Genomic DNA, 23,153 nt, shown 5'->3' on the forward strand with positions numbered 1-23,153 from the left:
GGTCGCATTCCCGTATGCGCGCACAAACACCCGCCGCCGAAGCGACGTAAGTCCGTATTTACGCGGAAGACAGGCGATCAGTTGAGCGAGATGTAACCGAGCTGCGCCGCCTTGAAGACGGTCTGACTGCGGTTGACCGCGTTCAACTTTGTCGAAGCGTTATGAATGTGGAAACGCACGGTGGCACGGCTGCGCGACATGATCATCGAAATTTCCATGTCGGTCTTGCCGATGGCCGCCCAGCGCAAGCACTCCACCTCGCGCTTCGACAGGCGGGAGCCCGGCGGCAGCGCCTGGATTGCGCCCATCACGCGCGAATAACTTTCGATGAACGCACGTGCATAGATGCCGAACTTGTCGCCATTGCGGGCGAAGTCCTCGCTCAGGTCGACCTTTTCCGGATCGTCGAAATCGAAACTGACCGCGCCGATCTGGCCAAACGCCATGTGCACCGGCACGACGATGGCCGCACGGGTCCGGGCGCGGGCCTCGAAATTCGAAAGATCGATCGATTCGAGGTACTTGTTCGGCGCGGGCAGGTGAAAGCCTTCCGCGTTCACCCAGAACGGTTCGTTCTCGAAACGGCACGCCGACGTGATCGGCGATTCGAGCGCGATGCGCGGGTTGCGCCACCACACGTCTTCCGTGTCGGGCCAGCCGAAAACGGAGGTTGCAAGGACATTGCCTTCCATGTCCACGGGGGTACGCTTGTCCGCGATGTCGTGCGCGGGGGCTACTTTCATGCCTTCTGCAGCGGCGATATCGGCCAGCGCCTTCGCGGCGCGCGGGATATCTTCCGGTTTGCGAATACGGACATCGTCCAGCTTGTCGATAATCAATTGGGCCATGGGTTCCTCTCGTGCCCGGACGATAACCTGCTGATTCTGTCAGGACAATGACGCAATCCCTAACACTTTGCAGAGCCTCCGCACGGTTCAATTCCTGCTAGGCACCGAACCGGAGAAGGAGTGACCCTTGAATTTCGAGCTCAACGAAGACGAAGAAATGCTCAAGGCGGTCGTCGAAAGGTTCGTTTCGGACCGTTACGACGTTGAACGCCGCCGTGGCTATCTGACCGAAACCGCAGGCTTCAGCGCCGAGAACTGGTCCTTGCTGGCCGAACTCGGTGTGATGTCCGTGCCTTTTTCCGAAGAAGCCGGCGGGCTTGGCCTCGATGCGACGGCGACTGCCGTGATCTTCGAGGCGCTGGGCCGCGGCATCGTGGTCGAACCGGTGCTCGAAAGCTGCGTCCTCCCCGGCCTTTATCTCGCCGCCGGCGCCGATGAAGCGGTGCAGGAAGAATGGCTCCCCGCCCTGCTCTCAGGCGAAAAGCGCATGGCCGTGGCCTCGCTTGAAAACGGGTCGCGCGACGGCAGCCTCTGGATCGAAACGACTGCCATGAAGGACGGCGACGATTTCGTCCTCAATGGTGAAAAGCAGTACGCGATCGCCGGTTCGCACGCCGACGCCTATCTGGTCAGTGCACGCGAAAGCGGCGATGCGACCGACAAGGATGGTTGGGCCTGGTATCTCGTCTCCGCCGATGCGGAAGGACTGACGGTCACCGACTGGCGCCTTTCGGATGGCACCTGGACGGCCTCTCTGACACTTTCGGGCGTGAAGGTTCCGGCCTCGGCGCGGCTCGCCGACAATTCCGACGGTTTTGCACGCGCCGACGCACTGGCAAACCTTGCTCGTTCGGCAGAAGCTCTTGGCATCATGGAGGCCATGTTCGCCGAAACGCTGGATTATTTGCGCACCCGTGAACAGTTCGGCACCTCGCTCGGCAAGTTCCAGGTCATCCAGCACCGCATGGCGGAGCAGTATGCCCACCTCGAACAGGCGCGCGCGCTGGTCGAACTCGCCATCGTCAGCGACGGTGAGGACGGCTTTACCCGCAACGTCGATGGGGCCCGCGCCTTCATTTCCGACGCCTCGCTGGAACTGGGGCACGAGATGATCCAGTTCCACGGCGGCATGGGCGTGACGGACGAGCTTTCGATCGGACAGGGGCACAAGCGCCTGCTGGTCCTTTCGCGCTGGCCCGAACCGCCGCAGAGCACGCTGGACCGCTACGCACTGGCATCCTGATCGCATCTGCGGCAGGACCGGCACATGAAAGCAGCATGGTATAGCGAGAACGGAGGGCCAGAAGTCCTCCAGTACGGCGAACTTCCCGATCCGGAAGTCGGCCCGAAAACAGTGCTCGTCCGCGTCGAGTGGATCTCGATCGAGGGCGGAGACCTGCTCAATCGCATCCACACGCCGCCTTCGTCGGACCACCACATCCCCGGCTATCAGGCCGCAGGCATTGTCGAAGCAGTCGGCGACGAAGTCACTCGGTTCAAAACCGGCGACCGCGTCGTCGCTTTCGACTGGAGCGGAAGCCATGCCGAGCTGTTCGCCGTTCCTGAACACTACGCCTATGCCGTGCCCGAAGGCATGGACATGCGGCAGGCGTCGACTGTTCCCATCGCTTTCGGCACCGCTCATGACGCCTTGTTTGAATATGGCGGACTGAAAGCAGGCGAATTCGTGCTGGTTCAAGGCGCAGCAGGCGGCGTCGGCCTATCGTCTGTGCAACTGGCTGCGCGCGCCGGGGCGCAAGTGATCGGCACGGCTTCGGGCGAAGCGCGCCTCGACCGCATCCGCCCGCTCGGCCTCGAACACGGTATCGACTACAAGAACGAGGATATCGCCGCACGCTGCCGCGAGATTACCGGCGGCAAGGGCGTCGACCTCGTGCTCGATCTCGCCGGCGGCAAGGGCAAGGATCTGCTGGTGAAGGCCTTGCGCCCGCATGGCCGCTATTCGGTGATCGGCGCAGCGGAAGGCACCCTGCCCAGCTTCGATTTCTTCGAACTGATCCGCAAGGCCATGCAGGTGACCGGCATTTCGTTCGGGCGCGACATGCACACGCCGCGCGTTCACAAGCTGCTGGAAGAGCTGTTCGCAGACGTTGCCAGCGGCGCGCTCGTCATGCCGATCGAACGGGAATTCCGCCTGTCCGAAGTGCGCGAGGCCCACGAATTCGTGGCGACCCAGCACCCCTTCGGACGCGTGGTGATGCGCCCGTGATCAGGCCAGCTCAGCGCTTGTCGGTATAGCCTGCGAGCCTGCCGGTAATCACGTAATCGAGAATGTCGACGATCTGCGCCGGGCTTTCCGCCACGGCCAGAGCGGCGGCGTCCACTTCCTTCAGCGGGTGGGTCAGGCTTTCGTCGTGGTTGACGATGATCGCCTTGCCCAGCGCCGCGGCGAAGCCTGCGTCGAATGCGGCGTTCCACTGCTTGTACTTGTCGCCAAAGCGCACGACGACGACATCGGCATCCTTGATCAGCGTTTGCGTACGGATCGCGTTCACTTGCGCGCCCTTGCGGTCATGCCAGAACTTGTTGTCCTCCGCCCCCGTGATCGCGACGCCGCAATCGTCGGATGCAGGGTGATCGGTAACCGGAGCGGAAAAGCGGATCGGCAAACCGCGATGCTTGGCCGCGTCCTCGATCTCGGTGCGCCAGTCGGTGTGGATTTCACCGGACAGATAGACGTTCCAGGTGCGTTCCATGGCTTATCGTTCCTTCGTGGCGCTGAAAGTCAGGTCGGGGTTCTTTTCCTGCTGATAGCCAACATCCCATGGCGACTTGGCAAGGAAGACCGGGTCTTCGTCGCGGTCCTTCGCCATGTTGGCGCGGTTGAAACCGGCGAACTCGTCGATCTTCTTCTCGTCACCCTTCACCCAGCGCGCGGTCGCGAAAGGCGCGGGCTCAAGGCTGGCATCGACCTTGTATTCCGCCGAAAGACGGCTGATCAGAACGTCGAGCTGAAGCTGTCCGACGACGCCGATCACCCACTGGCTGCCGATTTCGGGATAGAAGACCTGGATCACGCCTTCTTCGGAAAGATCATCCAGCGCCTTGCGCAGCTGTTTGGTCTTGGTCGGGTCGGCCAGCTTTACGCGGCGCAGGATTTCGGGCGCGAAGTTGGGCAGACCGGTAAAGCGGATGTCGTTCTTTTCCGACAGGCTGTCGCCGACGCGCAAAGTGCCGTGGTTGGGGATACCGATGATATCGCCGGGGTGCGCGGTGTCGGCGATCTCGCGGTCCTGCGCGAAGAACATGATCGGCGAATGGACCGCAATCGGCTTGCCAAGGCCCGACGGCGTCAGCTTCATGCCGCGCTTGAAGGTGCCCGACACCAGCCGCATGAAGGCGATACGGTCGCGGTGCTGCGGGTCCATGTTGGCCTGCACCTTGAAGATGAAGCCCGAGACCTCGTCCTTGGTCGGCTCGACCGGGCCAGCCTCGCTCGGCTGCGGGCGCGGCGGCGGGGCGTGGTTGGCGATGGCCTCGATCACGTCGGTCACGCCGAAATTCTTGAGCGCGGAACCGAAGAAAACCGGCGTCAGGTCGCCAGCGCGATAGGCGTCAACGTCGAATTCGGGATAGCCGATCTGGGCCAGTTCAACCTGTTCGGAAAACTCTTCGGGGATGGTCGCATCCTCGTCGACTTTGCCGAGAAATTCCTTCGACCCGCCCTCGGGCCGCGCAACTGCGCCGCTGGCCAGGTCCATGATGCCTTCGAAGCGCCCGCCCATGCCAACCGGCCAGGTCATCGGGCAGACGTCGAGGGCCAGCATGTCGGCCACTTCGTCCATCAGTTCGAAAGGCTCTCGCCCCTCGCGGTCGACCTTGTTGACGAAGGTGATGATCGGCACGCTGCGCAGGCGGCAAACCTCGAACAGCTTGCGGGTCTGCGGCTCGATACCCTTTGCCGCGTCGATCACCATGATCGCGGAATCGACCGCAGTCAGCGTTCGGTAGGTGTCTTCGGAAAAGTCTTCGTGGCCCGGCGTGTCGAGCAGGTTGAAGGTGATCCCTTCACGCTCGAACGTCATGACCGAGGACGTGACCGAGATACCGCGCTGCTGTTCGATCTTCATCCAGTCCGAACGCGCGCGCCGCGCCTGCCCGCGAGCCTTCACCTCGCCGGCAAGGTGGATTGCGCCGCCGGTCAGCAGCAGTTTTTCGGTAAGCGTCGTCTTACCGGCGTCAGGGTGCGAAATGATCGCGAATGTGCGGCGTTCGGCCATTTTGGTTGTGCTTTGCTTATTCCCGCTCGACCGAGAAACCGGCGAAGGCCTGCCTCACCGGCATAAGTTCGAGCGTGTTGATGTTGAGATGCGGCGGCAGCGTCGCCACCCACAGAACGGTTTCGGCGATGTCGTCGCCGGTCATCGGGTTCACACCTTCGTAAAAGGCATCGGCGGCTTCCTGGTTGCCGCCATTGCGTACGACAGTGAATTCGGTCTCGACCATGCCCGGCTCGATCGAAGTGACGCGAACGCCGGTCCCGTTGAGGTCGGAGCGCAGGCCGAGGCTGAACTGGCGCACGAAGGCCTTTGTCCCGCCATAGACGTTGCCGCCCTTGTACGGATAGTTCGCCGCGACGGACGAGATATTGATGATCGCGCCCTTGCGCTCCACCAGCATCGGCAGGAGCTTGCGCGTGATCGAGACGAGCGCGGTGACGTTCGTGTCGATCATCGTCTTCCAGTCGTCGAGATCAGCTTCCCACGCAGGCGCCATGCCAAGCGCAAGGCCGGCATTGTTCACCAAGCAATCGATCTGCGCGAAGTCGCCTTCAAGCGCGTCGAGCGCGGCGTCGCGACCCGCTTCGTCGCGAACGTCGAAGACACAAGGCATGAAATTATCGCCCAGCTCCTCGCGCAGCGCGTCAAGGCGGTCGGCCCTGCGGCCCGTGCCCACGACCTTCCAGCCCGCGCCGATGAATTCACGCACGCAGGACGCGCCAATGCCCGAAGTCGCTCCGGTGACGAGTGCGGTAGGCATGGGTCTATTCTCCTGTAACGGCGGGTCGGATCGTGATGCTTACCCGGAACGAGCGTTCACCACCCGGTTCCAGTTCCATGACGCCGGGTTTTTCGCGGAAATCGCCATCGAACCCCACGGGATCCGCGTGCCCTGCCCATGGTTCGAGGCAGATAAAGTCTGCGCCCGGTTTTTGCCAGATGCCCAGCATCGGGCAATCGGGAAAGGCCATCTGGACTGACGCGGGGCTTGCCCCCTCACCTTCGGGCGCCGCACCTTCGTAGCAAAGCCCACGGCTTTCCAGCCGGTCCCAGATCATCGCATCGGCGCGAAACAGGCCGGAGTGCAGCGCGATCCTGCGATCGACGACCGGCGTATCTTCGTAAAAGCAGAGCAGGCCATCGCTATCGAGGCGGCGGATCGGGCCGCCTTCGCGTTCGAAGAAACGCACCGAATGCTCGCGCTTGTCCCCGCCGCCGGGCAGCGGCCATGCGAAACCGGGGTGGAAGCCGATGCTGAACGGCATTGGCTTGTCGCCGGTGTTACGGACCGTCGCGGTCATGGCGAGCGTCGTGCCCTCTATCGCGTAATGCAGGTCGAGATCGAAGGCGAAAGGGAAAACAGAGCGAGTATCCTCGTTGTCGGAGAGGCGAAACAGCACCGCCTCGCCGTCATCCGAAATGCGTTCGAATTCGCGCTTGCGGGCGAAACCGTGCCGCGCAAGATCGTACTCCGCCCCGCCCAGCCGCAGCTTGCCGCCGGCCAGTTCACCCACGATGGGGAACAGGATCGGCGAGCGGCCCGTCCAGAATTCGGGATTACCATCGGTCATCCACTCGGCCCCGCCGGCATCGGTGATCGATACCAGTTCGGCGCCGAGCGGCGATATGCGTGCCGTCAGCTCGCCCGACCCGATGGCAACAGCATCGCTCATCCGCGCAACGTTGCGCCCTGCTTGGCCGCTGCTGCCGTCACCGCGTCGCTAACCGCCTTGAGGTCGGCGTCGGTGAACGTCGCTTCGACCGGCTGCATCGTGATTTCGATGGCCAGCGATTTCTGTCCATCGGGCACGCCCTGTCCGGTGAAGACGTCGAACAGTCGGGCATCGACAATGCGTTTCTTGTCCGCGGCCTTCACCACGCGGACCAGATCGCCCGCAGGAAGATCGGCAGGGACAAGAAACGCGAAGTCGCGCGAAACGGCCTGAAGCGAGGGCGGCGTATAGCTGGCCCGCGTAAAGGTGGCCGCGCCCTTCTTCGCCGGGATCGCTTCGAGGTCGATCTCGACCGCAACGACTGCGCCTTCAAGGTCGAACTGCTTGGCGACAGAGGGGTGCAACGTGCCGAAGCGCGCGAGCACGTTCTTGGGGCCAAGCCGGAGCGTGGCCGACTGGCCGGGGTGATACTGGCTACCCGCCTCGCCCATGACCATCAGGTTGCTGACCGGCGCACCGGCAGCTTCGAGCAGGGCCATCGCCTCGGCCTTGGCGTCGAAGGCGTCGAAGCCCTGCGCCTTGCCCGACTGCCACGAACGCGGTGTGCGCTCACCTGCCAGCACGACGCCGAGCGTCAGGCGCTCGTCACTCGCGCCGCCCTTGCCGCGCAGATAACGGCGGCCAACCTCGAACAGGCGGACCGAGGAAGCGCCGCGCGCCATGTTGCGCTGTGCCGCCATGAGCAGGCCGGGGATGAGCGAGGGGCGCATGGCCTTCATGTCCTCGCTGATCGGATTTGCCAGAACCCAGAGCGGTTCGTCGGCAAAGGCTTCCGCCTCCGCCATAGGCAGAAACGACCAGGTGATCGCCTCGTGCAGCCCGCGCGCGGCAGCGGCGCGGCGTGCACGGCGTTCGCGGGTCTGCATCGGAGTCGCGGTCGGCTTGGCGACGCCCTCTGCGCGCGGCAGCGCGACCGAGGGGACATCGTCCAGCCCGTGGATGCGGATCACTTCCTCGACAATGTCGGGCGCGCCATCGACGTCGGGACGCCAGCTCGGCACGGTGACGGCCCAGTGGTTCTCGATCTCTGCGATCTCGAAGCCCAGCGCGGACAGGATGCGGCGCTGTTCGTCGTCGTGCACGGCAACACCGCCAAGGCTCTCGGCCAGTGCCGGTTCGTAGCGCACGACCTTGCCGCCCGCAGGGGGCGCGCCGACGTGGACCGCTTCGCTCGCCTCGCCGCCGCAGATGTCGAGGATCAGGCCCGTCAGGATTTCGAGGCCGGTGCCGAGGAAGTCGGTGTCGACCCCGCGCTCGAACCGGCTGCGCGCATCGCTCGTCAGGTTGAGCGCGCGGCCCGTGTGGGCGATGCGTTCGGGATCGAAGTACGCAACTTCGAGCAGGACATCGCTGGTATCGTCACCGCAACCCGAATGCTCACCGCCCATGATGCCCGCGATGTCGTGGACGCCGTTGTCGTCGGCGATCACGGTCATGCTCTCGTCGAGCAGGTAGTGCTTTTCATTGAGCGCGGTGACGCCCTCACCCGCCTTCGCACGGCGCGCGACGACCGGGCCGGTCAGCTTGGCGATGTCATAGGCGTGGCTGGGACGGCCATACGTCAGCATCACGTAGTTCGTGATGTCGACCAGAGCCGAGATCGGTCGCTGGCCCGCGGACTTCAGGCGCGCCTGCATCCACGCAGGGCTCTGCCCGTTGGTCACGCCCTTGATGGTGCGGCCGAAGAACGCGGGGCAACCCTCGCGGTCGTCGCTGCCGATTTCGACCGGACAGGGGTAGCTGCCCGCATGGGCCGTATCTGCCACCGGCTTGAGAGTGCCAATGCCAGCCGCCGCCAGATCGCGAGCAATGCCATAGACGCCCATGCAGTCGGGGCGGTTCGGCGTGATCGAGAGGTCGAAGACCGGATCGTCGAGATCTGCGAACGTCGCGAACTCGGCACCGATCGGCGCGCCTGCGGGAAGCTCGATGATGCCGTCGTGATCGTCGCCAAGGTCAAGCTCGCGGCTCGAACACATCATGCCGTTCGATTCGACGCCGCGGATCGCGGCCTTGCGCATTTCCATGCCGTTCGACGGCACGACCGCACCCGGAGTGCCGAGCACGCCGACAAGGCCGGCACGCGCATTGGGCGCGCCGCAGACGACCTGCAGCGGGTTGCCGTCACCCAGATCTACCGACAGCACCTGCAGCTTGTCCGCATCGGGATGCTTTTCAGCCGTCAGCACCTTTGCCACGCGGAAACCCGCGAGCGCCTCTGCCGGGTTTTCGATGCCTTCGACTTCGAGGCCGATGGCATTCAGCTTGGCCGCGATTTCGGTGAGCGTCGCGTCGGTTTCAAGGTGATCCTTCAGCCAGGAGAGCGAGAACTTCATGCCGAAACTCCTACGCCGCCGGAAAGGGTGGGCACATCGAGCGCCGCGAAACCGTAATGCTTCATCCAGCGCAGGTCGCCGTCGAAGAAGGCGCGCAAGTCGTCCATGCCGTATTTCAGCATGGCGAGCCGGTCGACGCCGGTGCCGAAGGCAAAACCCTGCCATTCATCGGGGTCGAGCCCGCCGAATTCGATGACCTTGCGATTGACCATGCCGCTACCCAGCACTTCCATCCAGGCGTGGCCTTCATCATCGCCCGAACCGCCGACGACGCGGCGTCCCTTTTCCATCGAGTAGCCGACGTCGACTTCGACCGAAGGTTCTGTGAAGGGGAAATAGCTGGGGCGCAGGCGCAGGACGATGTCGTCACGCTCGAAAAAGGCTTTGAGGAAGGTTTCCAGCGTCCATTTCAGGTGACCGAGGTGTATGCCCTTGTCGATGACGAGGCCTTCGATCTGGTGGAACATCGGCGTGTGCGTCGCATCGCTGTCCGAACGGTACACGCGGCCCGGCGCGATGATGCGCAGCGGTGCGCCTTCCTTCAGCATAGAGCGGATCTGCACCGGCGAGGTATGCGTGCGCAGCAGCATCGACCGGCCCTGTTCGTCAGCGTCGGGGAAGTAGAACGTGTCGTGCATCGCGCGCGCCGGATGGCTTTCCGGCATGTTGAGCGCAGTGAAGTTGTGCCAGTCGTCCTCGATTTCAGGCCCCGTCGCGACGGCAAAGCCCATATCGGCGAAGATTTCGGCCAGTTCGTCCATGACCTGCGAAACGGGGTGGACCGAACCGGTTGCCGCGTCTGGCGCGGGGAGCGAAAGGTCCAGCGTTTCGGAAGCAAGCTTTGCCTCCAGCGCCGCGCCTTCGAGCGCGACCTTGCGCGCGGCGATCGCATCGGCGACTTCGGTGCGCAGCGCGTTGAAGCGTGCGCCCGCTTCTGATCGTTCTTCCGGGCTCATCCCGCCCAGCGTTTTCATCAGCGCGGAAATGCTGCCCTTCTTGCCCAGAAAGGCGACGCGGTGCTGGTCCAGGAGGTCCAGCGTGTCCGCCTCGGCGATTTTCGCCAGGGCCTCGGCAAGCAAAGAATCGGTATCGGCCATCGGTTCCGTCAACTTAGGGAATTTGCAGGTTCGGAGCGCTCTCTAGGCACTGCCGCGCATCACCGCAATGCCCCGCCTTGGGACGGTTTCGAACCGAGACGGCATTAGAACCGGCCTACTTATGACAATTGCCGTATGAAACTCGCCATCCCATTGCCAGTGGGCGCGGCTGGCGTTCATACCTGTGCTCGAAATTAACGACCAGCGATGCCCGATCGTTCAGAACGCGGGCGAAGAGTTGGTTAACAGGTCGCCGGTTTTTGGGTCGCAGATCCGGCGGACGCTCGGAACGTCGAAGCGCAGGTTGGGGGACCGGCAATTCGACACCCCGGGGGCACGAAGGCGCGGGGAAGTGGCAAGCTCCCCGCGCCTTTTTGATTCTCCAGTCCGAAAATCCCACCGCCACAAACGAAAAACGCCCCGAGCCATCGGCCCGGGGCGCTTTCGCGTGTCGGTGATCGGTCCGATCAGGCGGCGGTCGGCGCAGCCTTGCGGACACCTTCGTCGACGTGTGCTTCGAAGTCGGCGAAGTTGTCGACGAAAAGCTGCACCAGCTTCTGCGCGGTGCGGTCGTACTCTTCCTTGTCGCTCCAGGTCGCGCGCGGGTCGAGAATCTGGCTGTCGACGCCCGGCACTGCGACCGGAACCTCAAAGCCGAAGTTCTCGTCCTTGCGGAATTCGACATTGTTCAGCGAGCCGTCGAGCGCGGCGTTAAGCAGCGCGCGGGTCACCTTGATCGGCATGCGGCTGCCGGTGCCGTACTGGCCGCCGGTCCAGCCGGTGTTGACCAGCCAGCACTGCGCACCGCCCTGGGCGATGCGTTCCTTCAGCAGGTTGCCATAGACGCTGGGATGACGCGGCATGAAAGGCGCGCCGAAGCAGGTGCTGAACGTCGCCTGCGGCTCGGTCACGCCGATCTCGGTGCCGGCAACCTTCGCGGTATAGCCCGACAGGAAGTAGTACATCGCCTGATCGGGCGTAAGACGCGCGATCGGGGGCAGAACGCCGAAGGCATCGGCGGTCAGCATGATGACGTTCGACGGAACCGGACCGAGGTTCTTTTCCGAAGTGTTCGGAATGTACTCGATCGGATAGGCGCCGCGCGTATTCTCGGTCTTCGAAGTGTCGGTAAAGTCGATCTCGCGGGTCTGTTCGTCCATCGCCACGTTCTCAAGGATCGTGCCGAACATCTTCGTCGTCGCGTAGATTTCCGGCTCGCCCTCTGCCGAGAGGTCGATCATCTTGGCATAGCAGCCGCCTTCGAAGTTGAAGACCGCCGAATCCGACCAGCCATGTTCGTCATCGCCGATCAGCGTGCGGCTGGCATCGGCCGAAAGCGTGGTCTTGCCCGTGCCCGAAAGGCCGAAGAAGATCGCGGTCTTGCCGTCCGCGCCGACGTTGGCCGAGCAGTGCATGGGCATGACGCCCTGTTCGGGAAGCAGGTAGTTGAGAAGGCCAAAGACGCCCTTCTTCATCTCGCCCGAATATTCGGTGTTCGCGATCAGGATCAGCTTTTCGGTGAAGCTGACGGCGATCATCGTGTCGGACACGCTGCCGTGGCGTTCCGGATCAGCCTTGAAGCTGGGCAGGTTGATGATGGTGTATTCCGGCTCGAAATCCGCCAGCTCTTCCTCGGTCGGGCGGACCAGCAGGGTGCGGATGAACAGGTTGTGCCAGGCCAGCTGATTGATGACGCGCACGTTGACGCGATATTCGGGCTGAGAACCGCCGAACAGGTCTGCGACGTAGAGCTTTTCCTGACCTTTGAGCGCATCGAGCATATCGGCCTTGAGGTTCGCGAAGTGCTCCGCGCTCATCGGCTGGTTGATCTTGCCCCAGTTGATGGTGTCTTCGGTCTTCTCGTCGCGAACGACGAACTTGTCCTTGACGCTGCGGCCGGTGAAACGGCCGGTGTCGACGACCAGCGGACCATGCGCGGCAAGGCGGCCCTCACCGTTGGCCAGCGCGTGTTCGACAAGGGCGGCAGTGCCCAGGTTGGAATGAATTTTGGCCCCGGTTTCAATTCCCTGGGCTTCAAGCGGCGTATTGAGCGACACGTCTCTCTCCTGTCAGCGCCCCCGGCCCGTCCTCACGCGATCGGGGGCGAAGCGGCACCGGTCGGCACCGCGACAAATACGGGCTCGTCACGAATGGTCGAGCAATAGCCCCGGTGATTCTCCCTCTCTCCGGGTCAGTCCGGCCATGGAGACCGGACCCGCCACAAGCGCATAGTCGAGCGGATACGGGAGGTCAAACCAACTGAAAGTTACATCGGAAACCTTGAAAAATACCATTTTGTTTTCGAGATTTGCCGCAACTGCTTAGCAACTGGCGGGACCCGGCAATTGGCGAATCCGTTCATGATTGTCTAAGCGGTGAAATAACAGGGCCGCGAAGCGATCGCGGCACGCAACACGGGATGACGCATGGCGCAGGTAATCGCGCTGGTCGATGACGACCGGAACATACTCACGGGCCTGTCGATCGCTCTACAGGCCGAAGGGTTCGACACGCGCGTCTATTCCGACGGTTCCGCCGCGCTTGAGGCGTTGATCGAAAACCCGCCGGATCTGGCGGTTTGCGACATTAAGATGCCCCGGATGGACGGGCTGGAACTGCTGCGCCGCCTTCGGGAAAAAAGCGCGCTGCCCGTCATTTTCCTGACCAGCAAGACCGACGAGCAGGATGAGGCCATTGGCCTTGCCATGGGTGCTGACGACTACATCGCGAAGCCTTTCTCGCAGCGTCTCCTGATCGCCCGCATCCGCGCGCTGCTGCGCCGGGAAGAATTGGTTCGTGCTCGCCTGGCGGGCACGAGCAAGGAACCGCCGGCCGAAATCATCACGCGTGGCCGCCTGGCGATGGAACCGGAACGCCATAGCGTGACGTGGGACGGCAAGCCGGTGTCGCTCACCGTGACCGAGTTCCTGATTCTCGAAGCGCTGGCCCAGCGGCCGGGCGTGGTGAAGACGCGCAACCAGTTGATGGACGCGGCCTACCAGGACGATGTCTTCGTCGATGATCGCACGATCGACAGCCACATCAAGCGCCTGCGCCGCAAGTTCCGCGAGGCCGATCCCGAATTCTCCGGCATCTCGACGCTCTACGGGGCAGGCTACAGCTTTGCAGGAGACTGATCCGCCATCGGGGCCGACAGAGCCCGAGGCGATTGCGGAAAAGCCGCCGCTAGTCCCCGATCGCCTGTTCTGGACAAGGCGGTTCTCGCTCACCACCCGCATCCTTGCGGTTAATGTCCTGATCGTCGGGCTCGTGCTCGGCGGGCTGTTCATTCTCGACACTTATCGCAAGCAGCTGATCGCCGAACGCTTCAAACTCGCGCGATCGGAAGTCGAGATCATCGCCAACGCGCTGGCCGAAGCCCCGTCGAGCGAACATGCAGCCCTTCTTGCCCGCATCGGCGCCGAACAGCGCCTGCGCCTGCGCACCTTCGACGCGCTGGGCGAATTGCAGACCGACAGTTTCGTGGTCGGCGAACCGGCCTTCCGCTTCGTCGATCCGGCGGACGAGACCTGGGTGCAGGATTTCGCACGCTGGATGGACAAGGCGGTCGACTTCATCGTCGGCGCGCCGCCGGTTGCATCCTACGATCCGGCGATTGACGAGCGGCCTGCCGAAAAGTCCGAGTGGCCCGAGGTCTTCGTGTCCGAACAAGCGGGGCAAGGCGCGGTCATGCTGCGCTATGCGCCCGATCGCACGCCGGTCATCACCGCTGCTGCCCCTTACGGCGCGCAAGGCGAAACACTGCTGACGATGCGCAACGCGGTCGACGTCACGCAGTCGGTCCGCTCGGCGCGCCAGACGCTTCTGGTGCTGCTTGCCCTCGGCATCCTGTTCTCGATCCAGCTCTCTCTGTTCCTTGCGCGCACCATCGTCCAGCCGCTGCAATTGTTGTCCCGCGCAGCGGCCCGCGTGCGTCTTGGCCGTGACCGCGAAGTGGTCGTGCCCCGCCTGCCCGAACGCGGGGACGAGATCGGGATGCTGGCGCGCGCGCTGTCGGACATGACCGGCGCGCTTCGTGAACGCATCGACGCGGGCGAGGCCTTTGCCGCCGATGTCAGTCACGAACTCAAGAACCCCCTCGCCTCGCTGCGCAGCGCGCTCGACACGCTGGAAAACGTCGAGGATCCCGACCTTCGCAAGCAGCTGACCGAGATCGCGCAGCAGGACGTGCGCCGCATCGACCGTCTCATCACTGAGATTGCTGAGGCGACCCGCGTCGATGCCGAACTCTCGCGCACGACGTTCGAGCCGGTCGACCTGCTCTCGCTCGCCCGCAGCGTCATCGGCGGACGCACGATGGCCGCCCGCATCGGTGAGGAACGGGACCTGACCTTCGAGGTCGAGAGCGCGCCCATCGGGGCGACGATGATCTCGGGCGATGCCGCGCGGCTCGAGCGCGTGATCGAGAACCTCGTCGACAATGCCGCGGGCTTTTCGCCGCACGGCGGGCGCATTGCCATTGGCTTTGCCGACCTTGGCGACGAGATCGAGATGACCGTCACCGATGACGGTCCCGGCATTCCTGCTGAAGAACGCGACAAGGTTTTCGAACGCTTCCACTCGGTCCGCCCCGAGGCTGCCTTCGGCTCGCACAGCGGGCTCGGCCTTGCCATCGCGCGTTCCATCGTCGTCGCACATGACGGCACGCTGACGATCCGCGACCGCGCGGACGGCGAGTCGGGCGCTGTCATGGTCATCACCCTGCCCGCACTGGAAACCGCATCTTGAGCGACGTGACGCACCAAGCGACCTGCGTTGCCATCGATGGCCGCGCGATCCTGATCGAAGGCGAACCGGGGACCGGCAAGACGAGCCTCGCCCTCGCCCTGATCGACCGCGGGGCGACCCTCGTCGGCGACGATGGCGTCCTGCTCGAACAGCGTGATGGCCACCTCTGGGCCCTGCCCCATCCCATTACGCGCGGGCTGATCGAGGTTCGCAATGTCGGCATCGCGGCCATGCCCTGCGACGAGGCTCCGGTCGCGCTGCTGATCACGCTCGACGCTGCGGCCCCGCGGCACGTCGAAGGGCCGACCGCTATTCAGCGCGGGGGCATTGCCCTGCCCTCGCTCACGCTCTGGCCCGAAAGCCCGGTGCTGGCGATCCGTGCCGAAATGGCATTGTCGATGCACGGGCTGGCATTGCATGGCTGACGGCGGCGCAACAAACGGGCATAGCTTCGAACAGATCATGCTTTCCGACTCGCCCGATCGGCCCACCCGGGTCCTGCTCGTTACCGGCCTGCTCGGCGCAGGCAAGACAACCGCATTACGCGCGCTCGAAGATCTCGGGTGGGAGCCGGTGGACAACTTTCCCGTCCGCCTGATCTCCCGCCTCCTCCACACCGCCCCCGGTCCCGGCAGCGAGCATGGCTCCGACGATGAGGCCGCGCCGCTGGCCATCGGCTTCGATTCGCGCACCCGCGGGTTCGACCCGCACGCCGTCATGGCCGAGATCGAGGCCTTGGCCGAGGCGGAGGGCATCGCGTTCTCCACGCTCTACCTCGACTGCGGCGCCGAAGAGCTGGAACGCCGCTACAACGAAACCCGCCGCCGCCACCCGCTCGCAGGCGACCGCCCCGTCGCAGCGGGCATCGCGGCAGAGCGCGAGATGATGGAACCGCTGCGCCGCTGGGCCGACGTGGTGATTTCCACGACCGAGTTTTCGACCAATGACCTTGGCCGCACGATCCGCGAACTTTTCGCACCCACCGCGCCGCAGGAAATGACCGTCACGGTCTCCAGCTTCGGCTTTTCGCGCGGAATGGTGCCGACCGCCGACTTGGTCTTCGACATGCGCTTCCTCGACAATCCGCACTGGGACGAGGCACTGCGCCCACTAACTGGCCGGGACGAACCGGTGAAGGAACACATCCGCAAGGACACGGCCTGGGGCGAGGCGTTCGACCGGATCCGCGATCTCGTCCTGTTCCTGCTGCCCCGCTACGAAGCGCAGGGGAAGGCATATGTGAACATCGCCTTTGGTTGCACGGGCGGGAAACACCGCTCGGTCTTTTCGGCAGAAAGTCTAGCTGACGCGCTTCGCAAAGCAGGGCATTCCCCTACGGTGCTGCATCGCAACCTTGACTCGGCCCATACCGATCTGGTCGAAGGCGCGACCCGCTGATGACCTTGCACGATTCATTGCCGCCCATGGGCGATCAAGTGCAGGTTCATCTCGATTCGGGCAGCTTGGACAGGCTGCGTTAGGAACTTCATGATTGGCCTCATTCTCGTAACTCACGGCAATCTCGCGGAAGAATTCGTTCGCGCGATGGAACACGTGGTCGGTCCGCAGGATGATGTCGTGCCGGTGTGCATCGGCCCGAACGACGACATGGAGCAGCGCCGCAGCGAGATTCGCGACGCGATCGCCTCTGTCGATTCGGGCAAGGGCGTGATCGTGCTGACTGATCTTTTCGGCGGCACGCCGTCGAACCTGGCGATTTCGCTGCTGAACGCAGGGTCGGTCGAAGTCATCGCTGGCATCAACCTGCCGATGCTGATCCGCCTTGCCGGTGCGCGCACCGAACTCAGCGTGACGCAGGCCGTTGCCGCCGCGCGCGATGCGGGGCGCAACTACATCACCATCGCTTCCGAATTCCTGGGTCAGGACGCATGAGCGAGGCCGGACAGGCGCACCGCCGCCGCGTCACGATCTGCAACCAGCGCGGGCTTCATGCACGCGCCAGCGCCAAGTTCGTCGGCATGGTCGCGGAATTTCCCGCAGGCACCAGCGTCCGCGTCGTGCGCGAGGGGAACGAGGCTGCAGGCGGCTCGATCCTCGGCCTGATGATGCTGGGTGCGGCCAAGGGCGACGAGATCGAAATCATCACCGGCGGTCCCGCAGGGGCCGAGGCGCTGGAGAAGCTCTGCGCGCTGGTTGAGGACCGCTTCGGCGAAGAATAGGCAAACCGGGCCATGCGCCTCATCACCGGTCTCTCCAATCCCACGATCAAGTACCTGCGTTCGCTGCGCGACAAGAAGCACCGGCGGCGCGAAGGGCGTTTTCTCGCCGAGGGCTTGCGCCTGCTGACCGACGCGCGCGAAACCGGGCACTTGCCGGAGATGCTGGTCATGGCCGAAGGGCGCGATCCGCACCCGCTGCTGGACACTCTGATCGAAGCAGTCGAGGCCGCAAACGGCGACGTGATCGAGGTATCGGAAGCGGCACTTTCCAAGATCACCGGCAAGGACAATCCGCAGGCGGTCTGCGGCGTTTTTGCAGAGTTCGACACGGGGCTGGAGCGGATCGACCGTTCGTCGGCCCCGCTGATCCTCGTGGCGCAGGCGATGCGCGATCCGGGCAACCTCGGCACGATGCTGCGCACGGCCGACGCGGTCGGTGCGGGTGGGCTGATCCTTGTCGACGATTGCGCCGATCCGTTCAGCGTCGAGGCCGTGCGTGCCAGCATGGGCGCGGTCTTCACCGTCCCGCTGGCGCAGGCGCGATGGGACGAATTCCAGGGCTGGCTGCGCAGCGGCGAAGGCCAGCTCGTCGCTGCGTCCCTGCGCGAACCGCACGATTACCGCGAGGCGCCTTACGCGGCGCCGTGCTTCGTCATGGTCGGCAACGAATCGCGCGGGCTGCCCGAGGAATACGAGGTCGAATGCGACTTGCGCGTCACGATCCCGATGCTGGGCCGTGCAGACAGCCTCAACGCCTCGATCGCCGGTGCGGTTCTGGCTTACGAGGCGCTGGCCAAGCTGCGCTAAGCGTCAGTCGCCGGCGATGAAGGCGGTGATTTCCCAGCCGCGATCGGAGCGGTCTACGATCAGGCGATAGTCGACAAGGCTGCGAAGGCTGGCTTCGGCGACATATCCAATCGATGCGTCGGTCAGTGACCGAACCTCGACGAACCCGTCTGTCGGCACTGACTCGCGGCCGACCGGCATCACGAAGTCATGGCTGAGACTGCCCAGCTTTTCGGATTTCGCAGCCGCCTTGGCGCGCAAGGGCACGTGGTTTCCGATGACGTAATAGGTTTCGAACGGATCGTCGGTTTCGGGGGCGCGCTCGAAAGACCAAGGCATCGCGGCATGGTCGCGGCGGTCGCTGGCGCAGCCGAGATAGGCCAACTTGTCCAGCGCATCCCAAAGCGTGTCGTCGGCATCGAGGCGGCGGCGGAATTCGTCGATCCCTGCACCGCCCCCGAAATCGAGTTCGATGGCCGGATGCGACAGCGCGACCATCGCGTCGCTGTCACGGTTCTCGATGGCCGCATCAAGCGATCCGCGGAAGGATACGAAGCCCGGCAGGTCCGCACACTCGTCCATCGGCGCGTAGGGACCTTCGGCGAGCTTGCCGTTCGCCATCGCCACGGGAACGGGTTCGACCACCGCCAGTGCCGTTTCGGCCGTGCGGGATTCGGCGGTGCACGCGGCGATGAATATGGCCAGGGCAGCCGCCCCGGCGGCCCTGTAGTTCATGTGGCCTGCCTTCAGTCGTTCTTGCGGTCGTTCGCTACCGAAAGCATCGAAACCTCTGCCGGTTCCCCGGAAACGTCTTCCTTGCCGTACCGCGGCGCAGCCTCGACCAGCGGCACGTCCTCGATCTCGCGCTTGCCAATCTCGATATTTTTATCACGCAGCTTTCGCGCCGAAACCAAAACGCGGCTCTCAAGACTCCGCCCAAAATCGTTGAAGCTGTTCACCGCCCTACCGAGGTGGGTGCCAACTTTTCCGAGGTCCTCAAGCACCTTGGCGAGGCGGTCGTGGAGTTCGGCCCCGAGCTCTCCGATTTCTCGTGCATCCTTGGCCAGCCCATCCTGACGCCAAACCTGTGCAACGGTGCGCGCAATCGCGACGAGATTGGTCGGCGTTGCTAGCAGCACACGATTGTCGAAGGCGTAATCCCAAAGTTGCGGATCATGTTCGAGCGCGGCGGAAACGAAGTGCTCACCCGGCACAAACATCACGACATAGTCAGGCGCTTCTTCAAACTGGTTCTGATAGGACTTTGTCCCCAATGCCTGAACATGGGATCGCATTGACTTGGCATGAGCATCGAGCGCGGTCGACCTCGCCTCCTCGTTGTCCGCTTCGTAAGCGTCTTGATAGGCGTTGAGCGAAACCTTGGCGTCGATAACAAGGATTTTTCCGCCGGGAATTCGCACAATAGCATCCGGTCGTAGTCGGCCCTCATCAGTCGTCATCGACTGTTCGAGCATGAAGTCGGTGTGCTCAGAGAGACCGCAAGTCTCGAGCACATTTTTCAGCTGCTGCTCACCCCATCGTCCGCGTGCCTTAGGCGCATTGCGTAGTGAATTACCCAACCTTGCTGCCTCTGCGCGCACCTGTTCCTGCCCCAACCGCATTTGTTCGATCACACCCGACAGGCTGCCGAAATCCTTGACCCGCTTTTCCTCCAGCGCGGCGACCTGGTCTTCATAAGCCTTGAGCCGCGCGCCGACCGGATCGAGCAACGCCTTGATCTTCTCGGCATTGGTCTTCTCGCTTTCGGAAAACCGTTCATTCGCGCGTTCGAGGAAGCGGGCCTGCGCGCCTTCCAGCGCTTTCGTGCCCATCGCCTCGAACTGCTTGCCCAGTTCCTCGCGCGCTTCCTTCAGCATCGCCTCGCGCTCGATCAGGTTGGCGCGGTCCTTGTTGAGTTCGGCGACCTGTACGCGCAGGCCATCGAGCTGCAATCGCGCTTCACCAAGCTGCTCGTCCAGCGCCGCGGCCTTGTCCGCCCGCTCGCTCATCGTCGCGAGTTCGGCGATGGCGGTGCGGAACTTCTCGTCCAGCGCTTTCGCCTCTGCATCACGCTCGCCATGACGTTCCCGCCAGTCGGCTACGGGCCGCCCGCCGAGATACCAGCCGAGCCCCAGACCGACGACGAGAGCAACGATGACGAGAACGAGCGCAAGAATATCCATCAGGGGAACATACATCGAACATCGCGCAAGGCAAACAGCCGGTCCGCCCGCTTCGGAACTTCTCCCCCGCTTCGTCCGTCAGTCAGGGGAAAAGGAGAATTTCGATGTCCATCCAGAAGATGATTTCCGAACACCCCGCCGTGGGGTCCGACTACAACGAGAGCCTCGGCCTGGCGGTCAAGCATGCCATGTACTGCTCGGCCATCTGCAATTCCTGTGTCGATGCCTGTGCGGCGGAAGACATGGACATGAGCCGCTGCATGCGCCTGTGCAGCGATTGCAGCGATATCTGCACCGCGACCTATCGCGTTGCCAGCCGCCGGACGGACGAGAATCGCTCGGTCATCCGGGCCATGCTCGCGCTATGCGTGAAGGCCTGCGAGACCTGTGCCGAGGAATGCGAAAAGCACGACAACCCGCACTGCCGCCGCTGCGCCCAGATGTGCCGCGAATGCGCGCGCGACTGCAAGGCTGCGATGGAAGACCTGCACGACGAAGCAGTTGCTTGATTTTTGTCAGGCCTCAAGCGCCGGCGGGGCCGCCCGGCCCCTTGGCTATCCTCGCATAGGCTCGGGCGCGCATTCGCGCTTGCCAGAGTCGCTACGCGCCCGGAATTTCGCCAGACCTAGAGGATAGCGCTGGACCGGGGCGCCGAAGGCGACTCCCGCAAGGCCGAACGGCCGCCGCCGCTAATGCGGCGAAGCCAAGCGGGCCGGATGGCCCGCGCCCGGCGTCTGAGGGCGTCCGGCAAAGCCGGACCAAAAACTACGCCGCGCGGCGCAGCTTCTCCAGCTTCTTCATCGCCATGTTGCGCTTCAGGCGCGAGAGGTGGTCGATGAAGACGATGCCATTGAGGTGGTCCATCTCGTGCTGGATGCAGACGGCCATGAGGTCGTCCATGTCCTCTTCGTGAGTGTTCCCCTCAAGGTCCTGCCAGCGCACGCGGCAGGTCGCGGGGCGGTCCACTTCGGCGAAGATGTCCGGCACCGAGAGGCAGCCTTCGTTATAGGCCTTGGTCTCTTCCGACGGGTCGAGAATCTCGGGGTTGATGAAGACCCGCGGTTCCTTCTTCGTCGGCTGGTGCGTGTGTTCATGGCCGCCGTGGTTGCATACCTCGGGCTCCGCATCCGGATCGTCCGGCTGCAGGTCGATGACGAGCACGCGCAGCGGCACGCCGACCTGGATCGCGGCAAGACCGATGCCCGGGGCATCGTACATCGTCTCGAACATGTCCTCGACAAGCTGCTTCAGCTCGTCGTCGAACGTCTCAACCGGCTTCGAGACCTGCTTCAGCAGCGGGTCCGGCACTTCAATGATTTCACGGATAGCCATCGCGCCAAGATAGGCGGATGCGCGGGTTTATTCAACGCGAATGGTTGGATCAGGGTGATCGACGTGATCGCTCAGTGCACGCCAGCGTCAGGCGACCGGACGGCGCGCGCGCAAGGCCTGCGCCAGTGTGCCCTCATCCATGTAGTCCAGTTCGCCGCCAACGGGCAGGCCATGTGCAAGTTGGGTTACGCGAACGGGCCGTTGTTCCAGCCGTTCGGCGATGTAGTGCGCCGTCGTCTGCCCCTCCAGCGTGGCATTCATGGCGAGTACGACTTCGTCGATCCCGCCTTCCTCCACCCGTGCCAGCAGGCTGCCGATGGCAAGGTCTTCAGGCCCCACCCCGTCGAGCGCCGAAAGCCGTCCGCCCAGCACGTGATAGCGCCCGGTATAGAGCTTTGCCCTGTCGAGCGCCCAGAGATCGGCCACGTCCTCGACCACGCAGATCGAACGCTGGTCGCGGCGCGGATCGGCACAGACGTGGCATGGGTCCGACGTGTCGACGTTACCGCAGACATGACACTCGACAAGGCTCTCCTGCACCGCCGTCAACGAGGCGAGCAGATCGACCAGCGCGGTGTCGCGCCGCTTCACCAGCCAGAGTACGGCGCGGCGGGCAGAACGCGGCCCAAGCCCCGGCAGCCGCGCAAGCGACGATGCCAGTCTCTCGATCTCGTTCCCGCGCGGGTCTTGTGAAGCCATGTGTCGATAGATAGGGACTGCCGCGCAGGGCGGGAAGTCCGGCCAGAGGACATTCAACATGCGCGTCATTTTCATGGGCACTCCCGACTTCGCGGTTCCGACGCTGAGAGCGATCGTGGAAGCCGGTCACGAAGTCGTCGCCGCCTATTCCCAGCCGCCCCGCCGAGCCGGTCGCGGCAAGAAGCTGCAACCCTCGCCCGTCCACCTCGCCGCCGAGGAAATGGGCATCGAGGTTCGCACGCCCGCCTCGCTGAAAGCGCAGGAGGAAAAGGACGCCTTCGCCGCATTGAACGCAGATGTCGCCGTGGTCGCCGCTTACGGCCTGCTGCTGCCGGTCGCTGTGCTGGAGGCGCCGACCCACGGCTGCCTCAACGTCCACGGCTCCATCCTGCCGCGCTGGCGCGGAGCCGCGCCAGTGCAGCGAGCGATCCTTGCGGGCGATGCAACGACGGGCGTGACGATCATGCAGATGGAAAAGGGGCTCGATACCGGCCCCATGCTGCTGAAGCGCACGACGCGGATTGACGAGAAGACGGCTGGCGAGCTGACCGACGAGATCGCCGCCATGGGCGCAGAGGCCATGGTCGAAGTGCTTTCGCAGCTTCCCCACGTGCGCGCCGAGGCACAGCCGGTCGAAGGCGTCACTTACGCGCACAAGATCGACAAGGCCGAGGCGCGCATCGATTTCTCCAAGGGCGCGGAACACATCGAACGGCAGGTCCGCGCCTTCGCCCCGCGCCCAGGCGCATTCTTCGAGCTTGCGGGCGAACGCATCCGCGTGCTCGAGGCCGACGTGATCGGCCGCGAAGGCGCGACCGCAACCGTGCTCGACGACGAACTGACCATCGCTTGCGGTTATGGCGCGATCCGGCCCACGCGGGTCCAGCGTGCTGGCAAGCCCGCGATGGAGACCGAGGCCATGCTGCGTGGTTACCCGATCCCGGCAGGCACCGAGATCCGCTGAGCGCG

General features: G+C 64.0%; 22 protein-coding genes and 1 pseudogene. 11 read left to right on the plus strand and 12 right to left on the minus strand.

Going from position 1 to position 23,153, the window contains the following annotated elements; all coding sequences use genetic code 11:
* Positions 1-77: 77 nt before the first annotated feature.
* Positions 78-848, minus strand: coding sequence for a helix-turn-helix transcriptional regulator (locus KIH45_RS03970; RefSeq protein ID WP_213174722.1), 771 nt, complete (start codon positions 846-848; stop codon positions 78-80).
* Positions 849-975: 127 nt separating this feature from the next.
* Here KIH45_RS03970 and KIH45_RS03975 point away from each other — a divergent pair, with 127 nt between their 5' ends.
* Complete coding sequence (locus tag KIH45_RS03975) at positions 976-2,091, plus strand: acyl-CoA dehydrogenase family protein (RefSeq protein WP_213174723.1); 1,116 nt, start codon at positions 976-978, stop codon at positions 2,089-2,091.
* A gap of 24 nt (positions 2,092-2,115) precedes the next feature.
* The gene (locus KIH45_RS03980) at positions 2,116-3,078 is read left to right on the plus strand and encodes a quinone oxidoreductase family protein (RefSeq protein ID WP_213174724.1); all 963 of its coding nucleotides are present in this window, start codon (positions 2,116-2,118) and stop codon (positions 3,076-3,078) included.
* A gap of 10 nt (positions 3,079-3,088) precedes the next feature.
* Here KIH45_RS03980 and KIH45_RS03985 read toward each other — a convergent pair whose 3' ends face one another.
* From KIH45_RS03985 to KIH45_RS04015, 7 genes and pseudogenes are all read right to left on the minus strand, one after another.
* Positions 3,089-3,565, minus strand: a complete 477-nt coding sequence (locus KIH45_RS03985; protein ID WP_213174725.1) for a YtoQ family protein — start codon at positions 3,563-3,565, stop codon at positions 3,089-3,091.
* Positions 3,566-3,568: 3 nt separating this feature from the next.
* Positions 3,569-5,095: pseudogene (locus KIH45_RS03990) on the minus strand (peptide chain release factor 3); the annotation flags it as partial.
* A 10-nt stretch (positions 5,096-5,105) separates the two neighbouring features.
* Positions 5,106-5,849: an SDR family NAD(P)-dependent oxidoreductase gene (locus tag KIH45_RS03995; RefSeq protein WP_213174727.1), complete on the minus strand. Its 744-nt coding sequence runs from the start codon at positions 5,847-5,849 to the stop codon at positions 5,106-5,108.
* A 4-nt stretch (positions 5,850-5,853) separates the two neighbouring features.
* Positions 5,854-6,762 carry an aldose 1-epimerase family protein gene (locus KIH45_RS04000; RefSeq protein WP_213174728.1) on the minus strand — a complete coding sequence of 303 codons (909 nt, stop codon included), beginning with the start codon at positions 6,760-6,762 and terminating at the stop codon, positions 5,854-5,856.
* The gene (pheT, locus tag KIH45_RS04005; protein WP_213174729.1) at positions 6,759-9,158 is read right to left on the minus strand and encodes a phenylalanine--tRNA ligase subunit beta; all 2,400 of its coding nucleotides are present in this window, start codon (positions 9,156-9,158) and stop codon (positions 6,759-6,761) included. The genes KIH45_RS04000 and pheT overlap by 4 nt, the downstream gene beginning before the upstream one ends.
* Entirely contained in the window at positions 9,155-10,255 is a 1,101-nt protein-coding gene (gene pheS, locus KIH45_RS04010) for a phenylalanine--tRNA ligase subunit alpha (protein WP_213174730.1), read from the minus strand. Before pheS ends, pheT begins: the two co-directional genes overlap by 4 nt.
* 467 nt (positions 10,256-10,722) lie before the next feature.
* On the minus strand, positions 10,723-12,312 hold the full coding sequence (locus KIH45_RS04015; RefSeq protein ID WP_213174731.1) for a phosphoenolpyruvate carboxykinase: 1,590 nt from the start codon (positions 12,310-12,312) through the stop codon (positions 10,723-10,725).
* A 369-nt stretch (positions 12,313-12,681) separates the two neighbouring features.
* Between KIH45_RS04015 and KIH45_RS04020 the strand changes: the two genes are divergently transcribed.
* The 7 genes from KIH45_RS04020 to KIH45_RS04050 all read left to right on the plus strand — a co-directional run bounded on the left by KIH45_RS04020 (position 12,682) and on the right by KIH45_RS04050 (position 17,991).
* Complete coding sequence (locus tag KIH45_RS04020) at positions 12,682-13,392, plus strand: response regulator transcription factor (RefSeq protein WP_213174732.1); 711 nt, start codon at positions 12,682-12,684, stop codon at positions 13,390-13,392.
* Positions 13,379-15,004: a HAMP domain-containing sensor histidine kinase gene (locus KIH45_RS04025; protein ID WP_337925398.1), complete on the plus strand. Its 1,626-nt coding sequence runs from the start codon at positions 13,379-13,381 to the stop codon at positions 15,002-15,004. The genes KIH45_RS04020 and KIH45_RS04025 overlap by 14 nt, the downstream gene beginning before the upstream one ends.
* Positions 15,005-15,009: 5 nt before the next feature.
* Positions 15,010-15,429 (plus strand): HPr kinase/phosphorylase, encoded by a 420-nt coding sequence (locus tag KIH45_RS04030; protein WP_213175347.1) that lies wholly within the window; start codon positions 15,010-15,012, stop codon positions 15,427-15,429.
* A gap of 37 nt (positions 15,430-15,466) precedes the next feature.
* Positions 15,467-16,402, plus strand: coding sequence for an RNase adapter RapZ (gene rapZ / locus KIH45_RS04035; RefSeq protein WP_213175348.1), 936 nt, complete (start codon positions 15,467-15,469; stop codon positions 16,400-16,402).
* A gap of 90 nt (positions 16,403-16,492) precedes the next feature.
* Complete coding sequence (locus KIH45_RS04040) at positions 16,493-16,897, plus strand: PTS sugar transporter subunit IIA (RefSeq protein WP_213174734.1); 405 nt, start codon at positions 16,493-16,495, stop codon at positions 16,895-16,897.
* A complete protein-coding gene (locus KIH45_RS04045) occupies positions 16,894-17,184 on the plus strand; it encodes an HPr family phosphocarrier protein (RefSeq protein WP_213174735.1) in 291 nt (96 codons plus the stop codon). The genes KIH45_RS04040 and KIH45_RS04045 overlap by 4 nt, the downstream gene beginning before the upstream one ends.
* 12 nt (positions 17,185-17,196) lie before the next feature.
* Positions 17,197-17,991, plus strand: a complete 795-nt coding sequence (locus tag KIH45_RS04050) for a TrmH family RNA methyltransferase (RefSeq protein WP_213174736.1) — start codon at positions 17,197-17,199, stop codon at positions 17,989-17,991.
* Between the two features lie 3 nt (positions 17,992-17,994).
* Here the strand turns inward: KIH45_RS04050 and KIH45_RS04055 are convergent, their stop codons facing one another.
* Together KIH45_RS04055 and KIH45_RS04060 are read right to left on the minus strand one after the other, a co-directional pair.
* The gene (locus KIH45_RS04055) at positions 17,995-18,705 is read right to left on the minus strand and encodes a hypothetical protein (RefSeq protein ID WP_213174737.1); all 711 of its coding nucleotides are present in this window, start codon (positions 18,703-18,705) and stop codon (positions 17,995-17,997) included.
* An 11-nt stretch (positions 18,706-18,716) separates the two neighbouring features.
* Positions 18,717-20,153, minus strand: coding sequence for a DNA recombination protein RmuC (locus tag KIH45_RS04060; RefSeq protein WP_213174738.1), 1,437 nt, complete (start codon positions 20,151-20,153; stop codon positions 18,717-18,719).
* Positions 20,154-20,257: 104 nt separating this feature from the next.
* On the opposite strand from KIH45_RS04060, the gene KIH45_RS04065 reads away from it, so the two are divergent.
* Positions 20,258-20,662 (plus strand): four-helix bundle copper-binding protein, encoded by a 405-nt coding sequence (locus tag KIH45_RS04065; RefSeq protein WP_213174739.1) that lies wholly within the window; start codon positions 20,258-20,260, stop codon positions 20,660-20,662.
* 256 nt (positions 20,663-20,918) lie between these two features.
* Here the strand turns inward: KIH45_RS04065 and KIH45_RS04070 are convergent, their stop codons facing one another.
* Both KIH45_RS04070 and recR read right to left on the minus strand, forming a co-directional pair.
* Positions 20,919-21,485 (minus strand): peptide deformylase, encoded by a 567-nt coding sequence (locus KIH45_RS04070; protein ID WP_213174740.1) that lies wholly within the window; start codon positions 21,483-21,485, stop codon positions 20,919-20,921.
* Between the two features lie 87 nt (positions 21,486-21,572).
* The gene (recR, locus tag KIH45_RS04075; protein ID WP_213174741.1) at positions 21,573-22,184 is read right to left on the minus strand and encodes a recombination mediator RecR; all 612 of its coding nucleotides are present in this window, start codon (positions 22,182-22,184) and stop codon (positions 21,573-21,575) included.
* 58 nt (positions 22,185-22,242) lie between these two features.
* Between recR and fmt the strand changes: the two genes are divergently transcribed.
* Complete coding sequence (gene fmt / locus KIH45_RS04080; RefSeq protein WP_213174742.1) at positions 22,243-23,148, plus strand: methionyl-tRNA formyltransferase; 906 nt, start codon at positions 22,243-22,245, stop codon at positions 23,146-23,148.
* Positions 23,149-23,153: the final 5 nt, after the last annotated feature.

The organism is Croceicoccus gelatinilyticus (assembly GCF_018398395.1).
Taxonomy (GTDB): domain Bacteria; phylum Pseudomonadota; class Alphaproteobacteria; order Sphingomonadales; family Sphingomonadaceae; genus Croceicoccus; species Croceicoccus gelatinilyticus.